Raw genomic sequence first — 16,200 nt, forward strand, 5'->3', positions numbered from 1 at the left:
CCTCACGGTTATCGGGTTCCCCACATGTAGGTCTGCTTCTTCAGCTTCAGGTAGACGAAGCTTTCGGTGGAGCGCACGCCGGGCAGGGACCGGATGCGTTTGTTGATGACGTCCAGCAGGTGGTCGTCGTCCTCGCAGACGATCTCGGCGAGGATGTCGAACGAGCCCGCGGTCATCACCACGTACTCGACTTCCGACATGTCGGTCAGCGCGTCCGCGATCGACTCGACATCGCCCTCGACGTTGATCCCGACCATCGCCTGCCGGCGGAAGCCCACGGTGAGCGGGTCCGTGACGGCGACGATCTGCATCACGCCCTGGTCCAGCAGCTTCTGGACGCGCTGGCGCACGGCCGCCTCGGAGAGCCCGACCGCCTTGCCGATCGCGGCGTACGGCCTGCGGCCGTCCTCCTGGAGCTGCTGGATGATGGCGAGGGAGACGGCATCCAGCTGGGGGGTGCCGCCGTTCCTGGACTCGCGGGTGGAGTCCCTCTGGTCTGCGCTTCGACTGGCCACGACCTCACTGTGCACGAGGTCTCGACAGTTTCGCAAGCCCCGATCGATGAAATTCGTTGTTTGAGACTCTCGGTCGTGCGGATTTCGCAGAACTCGCGGCCGCGGGGGTGTTGAAAACGTGGGCCCGACGGCTAGGGTGGGTGTCTCAGTGAGTGGACGGAAAGAACCAGATCAGGAGGCCGGCAGTGAGCACCGAGCTGCGTCGTCTGCGCAACTACATCGACGGTGAGTTCCGGGACGCCGCCGACGGACGGACCACCGAGGTGGTCAACCCGGCGACGGGCGAGGCGTACGCGACCGCGCCGCTGTCCGGCGAGGCGGACGTGGACGCCGCGATGGAGGCCGCCGCCCGCGCCTTCCCGGCCTGGCGCGACACCACCCCCGCCGAGCGCCAGAAGGCCCTGCTGAAGATCGCGGACGCGTTCGAGGAGCGCGCCGAGGAACTGATCGCGGCGGAGGTGGAGAACACGGGCAAGCCGATCGGGCTCACCCGCTCCGAGGAGATCCCGCCGATGGTCGACCAGATCCGCTTCTTCGCGGGCGCGGCGCGGATGCTGGAGGGCCGCTCGGCCGGCGAGTACATGGAGGGGATGACCTCGATCATCCGCCGTGAGCCGGTCGGCGTCTGCGCGCAGGTCGCGCCCTGGAACTACCCGATGATGATGGCGGTGTGGAAGTTCGCCCCCGCGATCGCCGCGGGCAACACGGTCGTCCTCAAGCCGTCGGACACCACCCCCGCCTCCACCGTCCTGATCGCCGACATCATCGGCTCGATCCTGCCCAAGGGCGTCTTCAACGTCGTCTGCGGCGACCGCGAGACCGGCCGGCTGATGGTCGAGCACGACACCCCGGCGATGGCCTCCATCACCGGCTCGGTCCGCGCCGGCATGTCGGTGGCCGAGTCGGCGTCGAAGGACCTCAAGCGGGTCCACCTGGAGCTGGGCGGCAAGGCCCCGGTCGTCGTCTTCGAGGACACCGACATCGCCAAGGCCGTCGAGGACATCTCCGTCGCGGGCTTCTTCAACGCCGGCCAGGACTGTACGGCCGCCTGCCGTGTCCTCGTCCACGAGGCGATCCACGACGAGTTCGTGGCGGCTCTGGCGAAGGCCGCCGAGGACACCAAGACCGGCCAGCCGGACGACGAGGACGTGCTCTTCGGCCCGCTCAACAACCCCAACCAGCTCAAGCAGGTCGAGGGCTTCATCGAGCGGCTGCCCGCCCACGCGCGCGTGGAGGCCGGCGGCAAGCGCGTCGGCGACAAGGGCTACTTCTTCGCGCCGACCGTCGTCTCCGGCGTCAAGCAGGACGACGAGATCATCCAGAAGGAGGTCTTCGGCCCGGTCATCACCGTCCAGACCTTCTCCGACGAGGACCAGGCCGTCGCGTACGCCAACGGCGTGGAGTACGCCCTCGCCTCCTCGGTGTGGACCAAGGACCACGCCCGCGCGATGCGCATGTCCAAGAAGCTCGACTTCGGCTGCGTGTGGATCAACACCCACATCCCGCTGGTCGCGGAGATGCCGCACGGCGGCTTCAAGAAGTCCGGCTACGGCAAGGACCTGTCGGCGTACGGCTTCGAGGACTACACGCGGATCAAGCACGTGATGACGTCCCTGGGCGAGTAGGCACGGCGCACGGCAGCGCGCGGCCCCGGACGGGTTCACGTTCCCGTCCGGGGCCGCGCCGTGTCACGACCACAGGCCCGTCGACACGGCGATCAGCATCCCCGGAACCCCGCCCAGCAGGAGAGCGAGCCCCAGCAGCAGGAGCGGCACGCCGACGACCAGGAGCAGCGGGGTGAGGTACAGCTCCGTGGAGGTGATCAGCGTGCGGTCCCCCTGGCTCTCCTCCAGTAGCCACAGGCGGCGGACCGGCACCGCGGCGAGGGACGGGCTGGGCACTGTCCGGCCGTACGCCGTCTCACGCCCGGCCGTGTCCGTATGGACGTATCGCTGTTCCCACGGGCCGCGGACGCCGTGGGTGCGCTCGGTGCCGCGGTACTCGGCCGCGACACGGCCGCCTCGCACGGCGCTGCGGGTCCGCGAGAAGACCAGCCGGCAGACCATGGTCCCGAAGCCGGTCAGCCCGGCCCCGAAGTTCACGAGAGGGACGCAGGCCAACGCCGGGCCCCATCCGCCGACGAGCCCCACCAGCACGCAGTAACACGCCAGCACGACAAGGGCGGCGCGGACCAGCAACTGCCAGGCGGTGAAGCGCTCCCTCAGCCGCGGCCGGGAGGCGGCTTCCCGCGCCGGCGCGGTCTCCGCGAGCGCGCCGGTACCCGCTTCTTCCGGCGCCGTCGGCCGCTTGGGTGCCGTTGGCATCGTCGGCGTCGTCGGTGGCTTCGGCGTGAACCCGCTGCCGCCCGGCGGCCGTACCGCCCCCGCGCTGTCGGCGGGCTGCGCCCCGACGAGAAGGGCGTTGAGACGGTGCAGGGCCGCGAGACCCTCGGCCAGTTCACGCCGCGCGGACACCGGATCCCGCTCGGCCACCCGTGCCGCCTGCTCATAGGCGTCCAGAGCCCGGGCGTACTCCACGGCCATCACATGAGTGGCACCCGGACGGTCCGCGGTGAACGGATGCCCCGCGAGCAGCTCGCCGAACGCCGTCAACCGGCCCTGCAGCCGGGCCGATTCCTCCCGCGCCTCGCGGCGCCGCTTCCCTTGTGGCAGCACCCGGTCATCGTCCTCCCGGGAAGCGGCCAGGACATGGTGCGGTGCGGGACGCATATCCGGGCCGTACGTTTCCGCACCCCGGCAACGGCCGTTGATCGACAGGGTGTCCGGCAGCCGCGGGCATGCTCGACGCAACGTCGATTGCCGGTCCGAGCGGCGGGGCGGCATCCTTCCGGGATGCCTCGGACCTCTTCCCGTACGTCGCCGGTGTCCCGCCGCTCCCTCCTGCGCGCGCTCGGCGGCACCGCCGCGCTCGGCACCCTGGCCGGCTGCGGGGTGCCCGCCGCCTATGTCGCGCCCGGCGAGCGGGCCGTCGCCGACGAGTCCCTCGCCGACAAGAAGCTGACCTGGGCGAACTGGCCGCTGTACATCGACACCGACGACGACAACCCCAACCGGCGGCCCACGCTGGAGGCGTTCGAGAAGCGCACCGGGATCTCCGTGGACTACGCCGAGGAGATCAACGACAACGACGAGTTCTTCGGCAAGATCAGCCCGGCGTTGATGAACCATCAGTCCACCGGCCGCGATCTGATCGTCATCAGCGACTGGATGTGCGCCCGGTTCGTCCGGCTGGGCTGGGTCCAGGAGATGGACCGGGCCCGCCAGCCGAACGTGGCCAAGTACCTTGACCCGCTGCTGCGTTCGCCCGCCTTCGACAAGGGCCGCCGGTACACGGTGCCGTGGCAGTCGGGCATCACCGGCATCGCCTACAACCGCAGGAAACTCGGCCGCGAGATCCGGCACGTCAAGGACCTCTGGGCGAGCGACCTCAAGGGCCGCGTGACCCTCCTGTCCGGCCTGGACGAGTCCTTCGCCCTCCTCATGCAGGGCAACGGCGTCGACATCTCCACATGGACGGCCGACGACTTCCACAATGTCTGCGACGAGGTGGAGCGCGAGGTCCACCGCGGCCAGATCCGCCGCTTCACCGGCAACGACTACACCAAGGACCTGGTCAGCGGAGACGTGCTGGCCTGCCAGGCCTACTCCGGCGACGTCATCCAGCTCCAGGCCGACAACCCCGACATCCGCTTCCTCGTCCCCGAGGAGGGCGCCGAGCTGTGGTCGGACTCCCTGATGATCCCCAACCGGGCCCGCCACAAGGCCAACGCGGAGCGCCTGATCGACTACTACTACGTCCCTGAGGTCGCCGCGGAGCTCGCCGCCTGGGTCAACTACGTCTGCCCCGTCCCCGCCGCCCGGGACGTCCTGGCCTCCTCGAAGGACAAGGACACCGCGGCCCTCGCCGACAACCCCCTCATCTTCCCCGACAGCGGCATGCGCAGGCGCCTGATGATCGCCCGGGACATCACCGCCACGGAACGGGTGGAGTTCGCGAAGCGGTGGAACAAGATCGTGGGGCTCTAGGGTCTGCCAGTAGGCTGCCGCGTACGGGCAGGAACGGGGCGGGTACATGACGGTGTGGGCGTTGGTCGTCGAGACGACCGTGGGGACCAGTGAGCGCAAGCACGTCGAGGCCCATGTGGTGGCGCACGTCTCCGGGTCTCGTGACGACGCGCTCGTGGAGCTCGAGCGGCGGGCCCGGAGCTACGGGCCCGAGCACCCCAGAAGTCCCAGGCGCCGTCGGCTCCTTCGGGAGCGCGACGGATTCCTGCTCGTCGTCGACGGGGCGTGGCAGTCCTTCGCCACCCGGTTCACGGTGGCGGAGCTGCTGGAGGACTCCGACGCGCCCGTCGCCGTCCCGGAACCTGTCGACGAGCCGGTGGATCAGGTCGAGCGGTACACGGACGGAGTCCCGGTGAAGCCGGCGTGGCTGGGACGCGACGACCTTCCCTGAGCGCGTCCGCCGCATTCATGGGGAAATGGTGCCGTTCCCCGGGGAAAAGGTGCCGCGTTCACGGCCGATTGACGCATGGCTGACCAACTCCCCTTGCTCCTACGATGGAAGCCACCGTCGGGGGAGGGTGGACGTGACGAGGAGTACGCCACAGGGCGCCGGGCGCCGGCTGGAGAACGGGATCGCCTGGGCGGTCCGGAACCTGGACGGGATCGTCGCCATCGCCGTCGCCCTCGTCGTCGGGCTGATGGACGTCCTCAACCAGAACATGGACGACAACATCGTCTCCGGCGCCACCCTGCTGGTCCTCGCCGCGCTGGTGTACGGCTCGCTCACCGAGCGCCGCCGGCGGATGGCCGACCTGCAGGCCGCGACCTCCGGGACCAGCCGGGCCATCGAGGACCTGGCGATGGTGCGCACCCTCTCCGGCGCCGAGGTCGCCCTCGCGCACGAGCGGGCTCGGCGCGCCACCACCCGCTGGGTGTTCAAGGGCGGCACCGGCACCTATCTGCGCGCCGTCACGCTGCCCGAGTGCGTGCTGGAGGCGCAGCGGCAGCGGCGGTCCCTCAGCATGAAGATCGACATCATCAATCCCGCAGACGAGCAGGTGTGCGCCGCCTACGCACGGTTCCGCAGCACCTTCGGCCCCGGCCCCGGCGACGCCGAGTGGACCGTCGAACGCACCCGCAAGGAGGCGTACGCCACCGTCGTCGCCGCCGGCTGGCACCGGCAGCGGCTCGACACCCTGGAGATCGACGTCCATCTGTCCTCCGTCGCACCGGCGCTGCGGTTCGACCTCTCGGACACCTGCCTGATCATCACCCAGGACGACCCCAGCCGGGTCAGTCTCTACGTGGAGCGCGACCGGCCGCTCTACGACTACTACGTCACCGAGCTGCACCAGAGCCGCGAGCAGGCGGTCAAGCTGGATCTGCGCGAGGCCGTCCCGCTCGCCGACGAACCGACCGTCGACGAGGTCAGACGTCTGCTCGACCGGCTCGGCCTGCCGCTTCCGCCGAGCTTCACCGACCGTGACGTCGGCGACATCATCGCCAAGGCGCTGCGTGCGGAGAACCCGTACCGCAGGTGAGCGAGCGCCGTGTTCCGGCCAAGGGGGCAGAGGGGCCGAGAGGGACCCGAGGGGACCAAGGGGGAAGGAACATGGACTATCCGGCCCTGGAACGGGCCGCCCGGCGGCACGCCACCGCCGAGCTGATGGGACACGCCGTATCGGAACTCGACCGGATCGTCTCCGGCCGCCGCACCCTGCACGCGGTGCGCCACCCACTCGGGTTCGTCTGCCTGCCCATCCTGCGCGACGGCAGCGACGGCGTCTGCGTCCACGTCTTCGGCACACCGGAGGCGCAGCCCGACCGGTCCGTGCCCCAAGTGCACTGTCACAGCTGGCAGTTGACCAGCACAGTGCTGTACGGGCAACTCGACAACCGGCGGGTGGTGATCGATGACGACACCGGGGAGCCCACGCATCGGGTCTTCGAAGTGCACAGCGATCCCTCGGGCGTGGACGAACTGCGGCCCACCGAGCGGCTGGTGCGCTGTCGGCCCGGCGTGCGGCAGACCAGCTCGCGGGGCCAGAGCTATGCCCTCCCGGCGGGTGAATTCCACACCAGCGTGGTGCCGGACGGCCGCCCCACCGCCACGCTGGTCCTGGGCCGGACCCTGCCCGGCCGGGTGGACCTCTCCCTGGGCCCGCCGTCCGCCCCGGGGCACCGCATGGTCCGCCGGACCTGCGACGCGACCCAGACCGCCCGGATCGCTCGGGCCGCCCTCAGGAGGATCCATGAGCCCGAACCCTGACCCCTGGTCCTCCGAGCGCAGTACGGCCGTGGCCGCCGCCGAGGAGGCCGGGGCGCTGCTGCGGTCCCGCTTTCCCGACGGCTTCGCCGCCCGGCCCAAGGGCCAACTCGGCGATGTGGTCACGGACTTGGACGTGGCCGCCGAGCGACTGGTGGTCGGCCGGATCCGGGAGCGCTTCCCGCACGACCGGATCCTCGCGGAGGAGTCCGGTGAACTGGTGGGGGACGGCGGGGGCCGTACCTGGCTGGTGGACCCGCTCGACGGCAGCAACAACGTGGTGATCGGGCTGGCCGTGTACGTCGTCGGCATCGCGCTGTGCGTCGATGACACACCGGTGGTCGGGGTCGTCCACGATCCGATGACGGGCCGGACCTGGTCCGCGCTGCGGGGTGGCGGCGCCCACGGTCCGGGCGGGCGGTTCGCCGTCGCCGCGAACGGCCGCCCGCTTCCCGCTGCCGGGCCGCTGCTGGCGTGGACCCAGGGCCACTCCGTCTCCCGCGACGACCCCCTGGCCTGCTCCCTCCGGCACACCCTCGAACTCCGCTCCCGGCGCCTGCTCCAGCTCTGGGCGCCCCTGGTGGCCTGGGCGATGCTGGCCCGGGGGGACATCGACGGCTTCGTCGGCTACCGCGCGGAGGCGATCGACCTCCCCGCCGGAGCGCTGCTGGCCCGCGAGGCCGGCATCGCCCTGCGGCACCTCGACGGCGCGGAGTTCGGCGGCGGCTTCGGCGGCCCCGACACCGGGCGCTCCTTCGTCGCCGGGCGCCCGGAACTCCTGCCGCACCTGCTGGACCTCGTCAGCCCTTTCTCTCCCGGCACCGAGGACACTCACACGGCGGAAACCGCCCCGACAGGTCCAACGGCGCGGCGTTCTTCGGCGGCCGGTACGTCACCCTGGGTCCCCACGTCCGGCCACCGTCCCGGGAGACCCTCAGCGTGAGAAACACCCTGACGTAGCCGTCTTCCTCGTCGTGCATCACAACGCCCTTTCACTATCAGTGGCGATCCGTGCACAGAGTGACGCGGGCGCGAGTACCTTCGGAAGATGACCGAGCGTGACGACGCAGTCAGCACGAGGGGGAGTTGAAAGGTGGCCATCGAGGACAACCCGATCTCGCGCGTGCGGTACGGGGAGGAACTCAGGCGGCGGAGGGAGGCGGCGGGGCTCACGCAGGAGGAGCTGGGCCAACGTGTCGTGATGTCCCGCACGCACATCGCGCACATCGAGGCGGGGCGCCGGCGACCCGACGTGGAGGACGCGCGGCGGCTGGACCGCGAGCTGGGCACGGATGGGTTCTTCGAGCGGTTCCTGCCGACGCTGGACGGCAGGAGGGTGGCGGAGCACTTCGCGGAGGCGCTGGAGTTCGAGAGCCAGGCGGCGATCATCAAGGAGTACGCGCCGAGCCTGGTGCCGGGCGTACTTCAGACGCAGCAGTACGCGTACGCGGTGCTCAACTCCGGCTACCCACGCAAGAACGACGAGGAGCGTGACAAGCTCCTGGTCACGCGACTTGAGCGGGGCCGCATTCTCGAGAACTTCGACTCGCCCGAGTTCTATGCGCTCCTCAGCGAGGCGGTGCTTCGACAGGTCATCGGCGGTCCGGACGTCATGTGCGAACAGCTACGGCACATCATTCAGTTGGGGGAGGCCCGCCGCATTCGTGTACACGTGCTCCCTTTCAGTGTGGGCGCACACCCATTGCAGGCAGGCTTCCTTTCCCTCATGTGGTTCGACGAGTTGCCGCCCATTGCGTATGCCGAGGGAGTGAACAGCGGCCGGATCCTGGAACTACCGTCCGTGGTACGGGAGTGCCAGGAGCTCTACGATCATGTGCTGGGCGACGCCATGTCGCACCGTGAGTCCCTGGACCTGCTCGGGTCCGTCGCGGAGGATTACGAACATGAAGCGCAGCGAGCCCACCATCCCTGACGCCTCGGCGTTGTCCGGCTGGCGTAAGTCCAGTTACAGCGGCGGAAGCAGCGACAGCTGCCTCGAAGTAAACGACACCGCCGCCCCCACCCACGTCCCCGTCCGCGACAGCAAGAACCCCACCGGCCCCGCCGTCGTCTTCTCGGCACCCGCCTGGTCGGCGTTCCTCGGTGCCGTGAAGACGAGCGGCTAGCGCGTCAGAGTCAGCGCGGCCACCGCCGCCGCCACCGCGCACGCGGCCAGTACCGTGCCGGTGCCCATCAACCGGGTGACCGGCACCCGTACGCCGTACGCATGGCAGCGCTCGTACCACAGCAGCGTGGCCAGGGACGCCCACGGTGTGATCACGGGGCCGGCGTTGGTGCCGATCAGCAGGGCGAGGAGCTGGTCGTGGTTGCCCACGGGGACGGCCGCCTCCCCGGCCAGGTACACCGGGAGGTTGTTGAGGGCGTTGGACAGGCCGCCGCCGACCGCCGCCGCGCGGAACAGGCCGAGCGGGCCGCCGTCGGTGCCGACCGCCGAGGCCAGCAGGTGGTGCAGCCCGTGCGCGTTGACCGTCTCCACCACGAGGAACATGCCGGGGACCATCACCAGCAGCCGCCAGGGGACGAGCGAGAGGCGGATCGCCGACCGGTCGCGGACCGTGAACGCGGCCACGGCGACCAGCGCCGTCGTCCCGGACGCCATCCACAGCGGTACGTCGGCCACCAGGATGGCCAGCAGAAAGCCGGCGCAGGCGAGCGCGCAGGCGCGGAACAGCACCGGGTCGGCGGGGCGGTGCACGGCGGGCGGCACATAGCGGTCGGCGGTGTCCGCCCGCACGTCCGCCGCGCGCGCCGCACCCGGCCCCGACAGCGCCATGTCCGCCATCAAGCCGGATCCGTCGACCACCGGCCCCCCACGCCTGCCCCGCCGCCAGAAGAACAGCCACAAACAAGCCATCGTCACGGCCAGTGCCGCGAGTTGCGGTGCCCACATCCGTCCCGCCAGGCCCAGCGGGGACAGCGCGACCCGGTTGGCGGCCAGCAGGTTCGTCAGGTTGGACACCGGCAGGAGAAGACTCGCCGTGTTGGCCAGCCACACCGTCGTCATCGCCAGCGGCACCGGTGCGATGCCCACCCGGGAGGCGAGCGCCAGCATCACCGGAGTCAGCAGGACGGCCGTCGTGTCCAGGTTCAGGGCGATCGTCGTGACCGACGCGAACAGCACGCACAGCAGGAACAGCAGCGGATAGCTGCCCCGCCCGGCCCGCGCCACCCGCGCCGCGATCACGTCGAACACCTCGGCCCTGCTGGTGAGTTCGGCCAGCACGATCACCGTGCCCAGGAAGGCCAGCAGCGGGGCGATGCGGATCATCGCCTCGGACGCGGAACCCGTCGGCAGCAATCCCGTGGCCACGCACAGCAGTCCGGCCGCCAGCAGACCGACCGCCACCCGGTCGAGGACATGCAGACGCAGCAGTAAGGCACGCACGGTTGGAAGGGTCGCACGTTTGTGCGTCGCTGTGACCAGGGTGCCGGCGAACGCCTCGAAACGACCGGTCTCCGCCTCTCTTTTCACGGCATCATCAATACATGGTGGCTCGTCAGAACACCCCGGGGGACACCGGGCCATTGGACTTCTTCATCAGTTACTCGCCGGCGGACGAACGCTGGGCGTCCTGGATCGCCTGGACCCTGGAGGAGGCCGGGTACCGGACGGTCCTGCAGGCCTGGGACTTCGTGCCGGGCACGAACTTCGTCGACTTCATGGACCGGGGCGTGAGCGAGTCCGCCGCCGTCATCGCCGTACTGTCCCGGAACTACGAGCGCTCGCGCTACGGTCGGATGGAGTGGCAGGCCGCGCTGCGGGCCGACCCGGACGCGCCGGAGCGGCGGCTGCTCACCGTACGGGTCGAGGACATCCCGGTGGAGGGGCTGCTGGCCACCATCACCTATGTGGACCTGGTGCCGGTCGCCGATCCGGCGGCGGCCCGGGAGCTGCTGCTCGCGCGGGTCCGGCAGGCCCTGGACGGGCGGGCCCGGCCCAGCCTGCCGCCCGGCTATCCGGGTGGTGCGAACGGCCGTCCCGTGCCCGCCGTCCCGGCGGCACCGAGTCCCGGGCGGCCGCTCGGCGGGCCCGGGTGGGCGGGGCGCCGCAGACCCGCCGCGCCGCCGTCGTACCCGCGCTTGTCCGGGGCGGAGCGGGAGCGGGACGCGGTCACCGTGCTCCAGCTGGCCGGGCCCGCCTTCGGCCGGGGGCAGGAGCCCGCCGAGTTGCAGGCGGCGATCTGGGGCGACCTGGTGGAGCTGGCGGACTCGGGGGCGCCCTCGCCCGATCTGCTGGTCGTGACCGGGGATCTCACCGCTTCCGGCAGCCGGCGCGAGTTCGAGCAGGCCCTCGCCTTCCTCACCGGGCTGCGGGCCCTGCTCGGGCTCGAACCGCACCGGGTCGCCCTCGTCCCCGGCGGCCAGGACGTCAACCAGGCCGCATGCCACGCCTACTTCAGCACCTGCGAGGCCGACGAGATGCCGCCCCGGCCGCCGTACTGGCCCAAGTGGCGGCACTTCGTCCGGCTGTTCCAGGAGCTGTACCAGGGGCTCGACGTCGTCTTCGACAGCGATCAGCCGTGGACCCTCTTCCCCGTGCCGGAGCTGCACACCGTGGTCGCGGGGCTCAACTCCTCCATGGCCTACAGCCATCGGCGCGAGGACCAGTACGGGCTGATCGGGCGCGAGCAGGCCGCCTGGTTCGCGCAGGCGCTGCGGCCGCACGAGACCGAGGAGTGGCTGAGGATCGGGGTCGTACGGCACTCGCCCGGTGCCGCCCGCGTGGCCGCCCCCGGCGTGCGGCGTGCCGGTACGGCCGCCCTGGACGGTGCCGGGCCGCTCCGCGACACCGATGTGCTGAGCCGGCTGACCGCGCCCCGGCTTCATCTGCTGCTGCACGGTCCGGCCGACCCCGGTGCCGCGCTGCCCGCGCTGGCCACCGGCTCCGGCGAGGTGCCGGTGATCGGCGGTGGGCGGCCCGGCGCGCACCAGCTGGTGCGGGTCGGCCGGGAGGGGCTGGCCGTGTGGGAGGGGCCGGGGGAGCCGCGGCGGCGGGCGGTCCAGTGGCGGCGGGCCGACCGTGCCTTCGGGCCGCAGGCCACGCCCGCCGACGACCGCGACCGCACTCCCGCGCCCGCCCCCGAACCCGAGCCGCGAGCCGTACAGACCCCTGCCGAGATCCTGCTCGCCCGGGTCGCCGAGGTCTGCCGCACCCGGCACGAGGGCGCCCAGATCCGCCCGGTGGACGGGCCGGTGCCGCAACTGCTCGTCACCTGGAGCCAGTCGGGCTTCGTACGGCAGCAGCGGGTGGCGGTCCACATCGGCACCCCGACCGCGCAGGACGTCGACCGGTTCGTGGTCCTCGTGCACGCCGCCGACGCCGAGGCGGAGGCCGAACTCGTCCACGACGGGCCGCCGCCCGCACGCGAGCTGCGCGACGCGGCCCGGCGGCGCGGCGTCCGCGTGCGCAGCTTCACCGAGTTCCAGGGGCTGCTGGACCTGCGCGGCTATGTCGCGGGGCAGAGCGAGCGGCTGCGCACCGACCCCCGCTATCCCCCGGGCATGTACCTGCCGCAGCGGTACCGGGAGGTGGAGCGCCTCGACGCCGAGGACCGCGACGGGCTGGTCGATGAGATGCTGCGGCTGCTCGACTCCGACCAGGGGCGCTTCCTGCTGCTCCTCGGCGACTTCGGGCACGGCAAGACCTTCGCGCTGCGCGAGCTGGCCCGCCGGATCCCCGGTGAACTGCCGCACCTCGTCCCGCTGTTGATCGAACTGCACGCCCTCGACCGGGCCTATTCCTTCGAGGGTCTCGTCGCCGCGCACCTCGCCGCCCACGGCGTCGACAACATCGATCTGCGGGCCTTCAGGTACATGCTCCAGCAGGGGCGGATCGTGCTGCTCTTCGACGGCTTCGACGAACTCGTCAACCAGGTGACGTACGACCGCGCCGCCGAACGCCTCCAGGTGCTGCTGGACTCCGCCGTGGACAGCGCCAAGATCCTGGTCAGCAGCCGTACCCAGCACTTCCGCTCCCAGGGCCAGGTGCTCACCGCGCTCGGCGAACGCGTCGGGCTGCTCCCGCACCGCCGGGTGCTGGCCGTGCAGGAGTTCAGCGCGCAGCAGATCCGCGCCTATCTGGTCAACCGCTACGAGGGCGACGAACGCGCCGCCGACCACCGGATCCGGCTGCTGGACGCCATCCCCGACCTGCTCGCCCTGTGCCGCAACCCCCGGCTGCTCGGTTTCGTCGCCGACCTCGACGACGACCGGCTGCGCGCGGTCGCGGGCGCCGGGCGCGCCCTCAGCCCCGCCGGACTGTACGAGGAGGTGCTCACCGCCTGGCTGGGCTTCGAGGCGCAGCGCGGCAGCGGCAGCCCCGGCCGGGCGCCCGGGCTGTCCCTGGAGCAGCTGTGGGACGCGGTCACCGCGCTCGCGCTACGGCTGTGGGAGAGCGGGCAGGACTCGCTGCGCCTCGACGAGCTGACCGATGTCGCCGAGACCCTGACCGGGCTCGCGGACGCCCGGCTGTCGGTGCCGCAGACCGCCCACGCCATCGGCTCCGGCAGCCTGCTGGTGCGCAGCGACGACGGCGTGTTCCGGTTCATCCACGGCTCGGTGGTGGAGTGGCTGGTCGCCCGGGAGTGCGCCCGCAGGATCACCGACGGCGACAGCGGCCTGCTGGCCCGGCGACAGCTCAGCCAGCTCGCGGTCGAGTTCCTGTGCGACCTCGCCGACCACCGGATCTGCCAGGCCTGGGCCGAGCGGGAGCTGTCCGGCACCGCCTCGGACGCCTCCGTGGACGCCACCCGCGCCAATGCCGTGAAGATCCTCGGCCGGCTCCGCGTGCCCGCCCACACCGATCTGCGCGGCGCCGCCCTGGCCGGGGAGGACCTGTCCCACCGCGACTTCTCCGGGGTGGACCTCACCCGCGCCGACCTCACCGACGCCCGGCTGGTCCGCGCCAACCTCTCCGGCGCCGTCCTGCGCGGCGCCCGGCTGACCGGGGCCCGGCTCGACGGCGCCGATCTGACCGGCGCCGACCTGCGCGGCGCCGACCTCGGCCGGGCCCGGCTGATCGGCACCGACCTGACCGGCGCCCGGGTGGCGGGCGGCCGGTGGCGGCGGGCGGCGCTGATCTCGGCGACCACCGGCCCCCTGGACCGCAGCCCCGAGCTGGCCACCGCCGCGATCGCGCCCGGCATGGCCGTCGACTCCGGCTTCCGGCCCTCCGCGGTCGGTGTGCCGTACGGCTTCGACATGCGCACCAGCCGGCTGCCCGAACCCATCTCCTACAGCCCCGACGGCGAACTGCTCGCCGTCGGCAGCGAGGACGGCGGGGTCCTGGTCTGCGAGGCCGCCACCGGCATCCCCCTGCGCACCCTCCAGGGCCACACCGGCCGGGTCTACGCCGTCAAGTTCCGCGGCCGCGTCCTGGCCACCGGCAGCGCCGACGGCACCGTACGCCTGTGGGACCCGGTCTCCGGCCTCTGTCCGCACCGGCTGGAGATCCACGCCGACGGCGTCTGGCCGGTCGTCCTCGACGCCGAGGGCGCCCTGCTGGCCACCGGCGACGCCGATGGCGTGGTCACCGTCTGGGACACCGCCTCGGGCACCGCGCTGCACCGGCTGCCCGGCCACTCCGCGCCCGTCTACACCGTGTCGTTCGGGCCTGGCGGCACCACCCTGGTCACCGGGGACGCCTCCGGCGCCGTACGGCTGTGGGACCTGGGCAGCGGGCGGCAGACCGGCGAACTGGCCGGCCATCGCGGCGCGGTGTACCGGGCACGGTTCGGCCCGGACGGCACCGTGCTGGCCACCACCGACCAGGGCGACGAGCGCCACGGCGGCACCGTACGGGTGTGGGACCTCGCCACCGGGACCCGGCGGCACGAGTTCACCGGGCACTCCGGCCGCGTCTACACCCTGGACTTCCACCCCGGCGGCACCCTGCTGGTCAGCGGTGACACCGAAGGGGAGGTACGGCTGTGGGACCTGGCCGGCGGGCGCTCCGCCGGGCTGCTCGGCGGCTGCCGCGGGGCCGTGTACCAGGTGCTGTTCGACCCCGACGGGAGCCTGCTCGCCGCCGGGGACAGCGCCGGGGTGGTCCGGCTGTGGCGGATCGAGCCGGAGGCCGACCCGGTCGCGGCGCCGCTGAACCGGCAGCCCGCCGAGCACCGCGGCTCGGTGTGGGTGTGCAAGTTCCGCCCGCACGGCGACACGCCCTCTCAAGGAGCCGGCGCGCTGCTGGTGACCGGCGGCAACGACGGTGTCGTACGGCTGTGGGATCCGGCCACCGGCCAGGGCCGGCGCATCCTGCGCGGCCACGGGCGGCGGATCGCCACCCTGTCCTTCAGCGCCGACGGCGCGCTGCTGGCGGCCGGCGGCAACGACGGCGTGATCCGGGTGTGGCAGTCCGCCTCCGGCCGGCGGCTGCGCGAACTGACCGGCCAGAGCGACCGCCTGGTCTCGGCGGTGTTCGGCCCCGCCGGCCCCCTGCTGGCCACCGCGAGCAGCGACGGCGACCTGTACCTGTGGAACGCGGCCACCGGCGAGTACCAGCGCGAACTCGACGTGGAGACCGACCATGTGTGGGCGGAGGCGTTCAGCGCCGACGGCGAACTCCTCGCCACCGCCAACGACGACGACACGGTCCGGCTGTGGTACCGGGCAACCGGGGCGCACGTCGCCACGATCACCGAGCACTACGGACGCGTTCGCGCGATCGCCTTCCGGTCCGACGGCGCGGTCCTGGCCACCGGGTGCGACGACCGCAAGGTGCGGATCTGGGACATGGACGGCCGCCGCCTCACCGCCGAACTCGACGGCCACGCCGACCGGGTGTACGCCGTGGCCTTCGCCCCCAACGGCTCCTGGCTGGCCAGCGCCTCCTGGGACGGCACGGCGGTGATCTGGAAGGACGGCGAGGCCGACCACCGGCTGACCGGCCACACCGGCAAGCTCTGGACGGCGGCGGTGCATCCGTCGAGGCCCTTGCTGGCGACGGCGGGCGACGACCGGACCGTCCGCCTGTGGAACCCGGACACCGGCGAGGAGACGGCTGTCCTGACGGGCCACACCGGCCGGATCCTCGCGGTGGCCTTCAGCCCCGACGGCTCCCTGCTGGCCAGCGGCGGCGAGGACGGCACGGTACGGCTGTGGAACGTGCCGGCCGACGGCCCGGCCACCCTGCGGGTCACCCTGGTCGGCATGCCCGGCGGCTGGGCGGCGCTGTCCGCGTCCGGTGGCTACAAGTACGAGGGAGACGTGACGGGCGAGTTCTGGCACGCGGTCGGCATGTGCCGCTTCGAACCGGGGGAACTGGACGGCCATGTGCCGGGGGTGTGGCAGGTGCCGCTGGACGACCCGCTGGGGTGACGCCGGGCAAACGGAGGGAGGGGGCGCTTTTGAACACGTTCAAAAGCGGGCGTAC

Annotated in this window: 12 protein-coding genes; 9 read left to right on the top strand and 3 right to left on the bottom strand. The window is 72.1% G+C overall.

Annotated elements, in window-relative coordinates; all coding sequences use genetic code 11:
• Positions 1 to 8 precede the first annotated feature (8 nt).
• Positions 9 to 530: an Lrp/AsnC family transcriptional regulator gene (locus LMU33_RS26185; RefSeq protein WP_228623050.1), complete on the bottom strand. Its 522-nt coding sequence runs from the start codon at positions 528 to 530 to the stop codon at positions 9 to 11.
• Positions 531 to 700: 170 nt separating this feature from the next.
• Here LMU33_RS26185 and LMU33_RS26190 point away from each other — a divergent pair, with 170 nt between their 5' ends.
• Positions 701 to 2,140 (top strand): gamma-aminobutyraldehyde dehydrogenase, encoded by a 1,440-nt coding sequence (locus LMU33_RS26190; RefSeq protein WP_228623051.1) that lies wholly within the window; start codon positions 701 to 703, stop codon positions 2,138 to 2,140.
• A gap of 63 nt (positions 2,141 to 2,203) precedes the next feature.
• Here the strand turns inward: LMU33_RS26190 and LMU33_RS26195 are convergent, their stop codons facing one another.
• Complete coding sequence (locus tag LMU33_RS26195) at positions 2,204 to 3,190, bottom strand: hypothetical protein (RefSeq protein ID WP_228623052.1); 987 nt, start codon at positions 3,188 to 3,190, stop codon at positions 2,204 to 2,206.
• A 177-nt stretch (positions 3,191 to 3,367) separates the two neighbouring features.
• Here LMU33_RS26195 and LMU33_RS26200 point away from each other — a divergent pair, with 177 nt between their 5' ends.
• From LMU33_RS26200 to LMU33_RS26230, 7 genes are all read left to right on the top strand, one after another.
• Positions 3,368 to 4,561, top strand: a complete 1,194-nt coding sequence (locus LMU33_RS26200; RefSeq protein ID WP_228623053.1) for an extracellular solute-binding protein — start codon at positions 3,368 to 3,370, stop codon at positions 4,559 to 4,561.
• A gap of 46 nt (positions 4,562 to 4,607) precedes the next feature.
• On the top strand, positions 4,608 to 4,991 hold the full coding sequence (locus LMU33_RS26205) for a hypothetical protein (RefSeq protein ID WP_228623054.1): 384 nt from the start codon (positions 4,608 to 4,610) through the stop codon (positions 4,989 to 4,991).
• Positions 4,992 to 5,124: 133 nt separating this feature from the next.
• Complete coding sequence (locus LMU33_RS26210) at positions 5,125 to 6,081, top strand: hypothetical protein (protein ID WP_228623055.1); 957 nt, start codon at positions 5,125 to 5,127, stop codon at positions 6,079 to 6,081.
• A 71-nt stretch (positions 6,082 to 6,152) separates the two neighbouring features.
• Positions 6,153 to 6,809, top strand: a complete 657-nt coding sequence (locus tag LMU33_RS26215; RefSeq protein ID WP_228623056.1) for a hypothetical protein — start codon at positions 6,153 to 6,155, stop codon at positions 6,807 to 6,809.
• Complete coding sequence (locus LMU33_RS26220; protein WP_228623057.1) at positions 6,793 to 7,749, top strand: inositol monophosphatase family protein; 957 nt, start codon at positions 6,793 to 6,795, stop codon at positions 7,747 to 7,749. Before LMU33_RS26215 ends, LMU33_RS26220 begins: the two co-directional genes overlap by 17 nt.
• 150 nt (positions 7,750 to 7,899) lie before the next feature.
• Positions 7,900 to 8,739, top strand: coding sequence for a helix-turn-helix domain-containing protein (locus LMU33_RS26225; RefSeq protein WP_228623058.1), 840 nt, complete (start codon positions 7,900 to 7,902; stop codon positions 8,737 to 8,739).
• On the top strand, positions 8,711 to 8,932 hold the full coding sequence (locus LMU33_RS26230) for a DUF397 domain-containing protein (RefSeq protein WP_228623059.1): 222 nt from the start codon (positions 8,711 to 8,713) through the stop codon (positions 8,930 to 8,932). Before LMU33_RS26225 ends, LMU33_RS26230 begins: the two co-directional genes overlap by 29 nt.
• Here LMU33_RS26230 and LMU33_RS26235 read toward each other — a convergent pair.
• Positions 8,929 to 10,212 (bottom strand): ArsB/NhaD family transporter, encoded by a 1,284-nt coding sequence (locus LMU33_RS26235; protein ID WP_228623060.1) that lies wholly within the window; start codon positions 10,210 to 10,212, stop codon positions 8,929 to 8,931. The genes LMU33_RS26230 and LMU33_RS26235 overlap by 4 nt on opposite strands.
• Before the next feature lie 101 nt (positions 10,213 to 10,313).
• Between LMU33_RS26235 and LMU33_RS26240 the strand changes: the two genes are divergently transcribed.
• On the top strand, positions 10,314 to 16,145 hold the full coding sequence (locus LMU33_RS26240; RefSeq protein ID WP_228623061.1) for a WD40 domain-containing protein: 5,832 nt from the start codon (positions 10,314 to 10,316) through the stop codon (positions 16,143 to 16,145).
• Positions 16,146 to 16,200 lie beyond the last annotated feature (55 nt).

The organism is Streptomyces barringtoniae (assembly GCF_020819595.1).
In the GTDB taxonomy this organism is placed as follows: domain Bacteria; phylum Actinomycetota; class Actinomycetes; order Streptomycetales; family Streptomycetaceae; genus Streptomyces; species Streptomyces barringtoniae.

Coding starts and splice junctions, on each gene's coding strand:
- LMU33_RS26230 (WP_228623059.1), top strand. CDS start 8,711: ATGAAGCGCAGCGAGCCCACCATCCCTGACGCCTCGGCGTTGTCCGGC.
- LMU33_RS26205 (WP_228623054.1), top strand. CDS start 4,608: ATGACGGTGTGGGCGTTGGTCGTCGAGACGACCGTGGGGACCAGTGAG.
- LMU33_RS26200 (WP_228623053.1), top strand. CDS start 3,368: ATGCCTCGGACCTCTTCCCGTACGTCGCCGGTGTCCCGCCGCTCCCTC.
- LMU33_RS26240 (WP_228623061.1), top strand. CDS start 10,314: ATGGTGGCTCGTCAGAACACCCCGGGGGACACCGGGCCATTGGACTTC.
- LMU33_RS26215 (WP_228623056.1), top strand. CDS start 6,153: ATGGACTATCCGGCCCTGGAACGGGCCGCCCGGCGGCACGCCACCGCC.
- LMU33_RS26220 (WP_228623057.1), top strand. CDS start 6,793: ATGAGCCCGAACCCTGACCCCTGGTCCTCCGAGCGCAGTACGGCCGTG.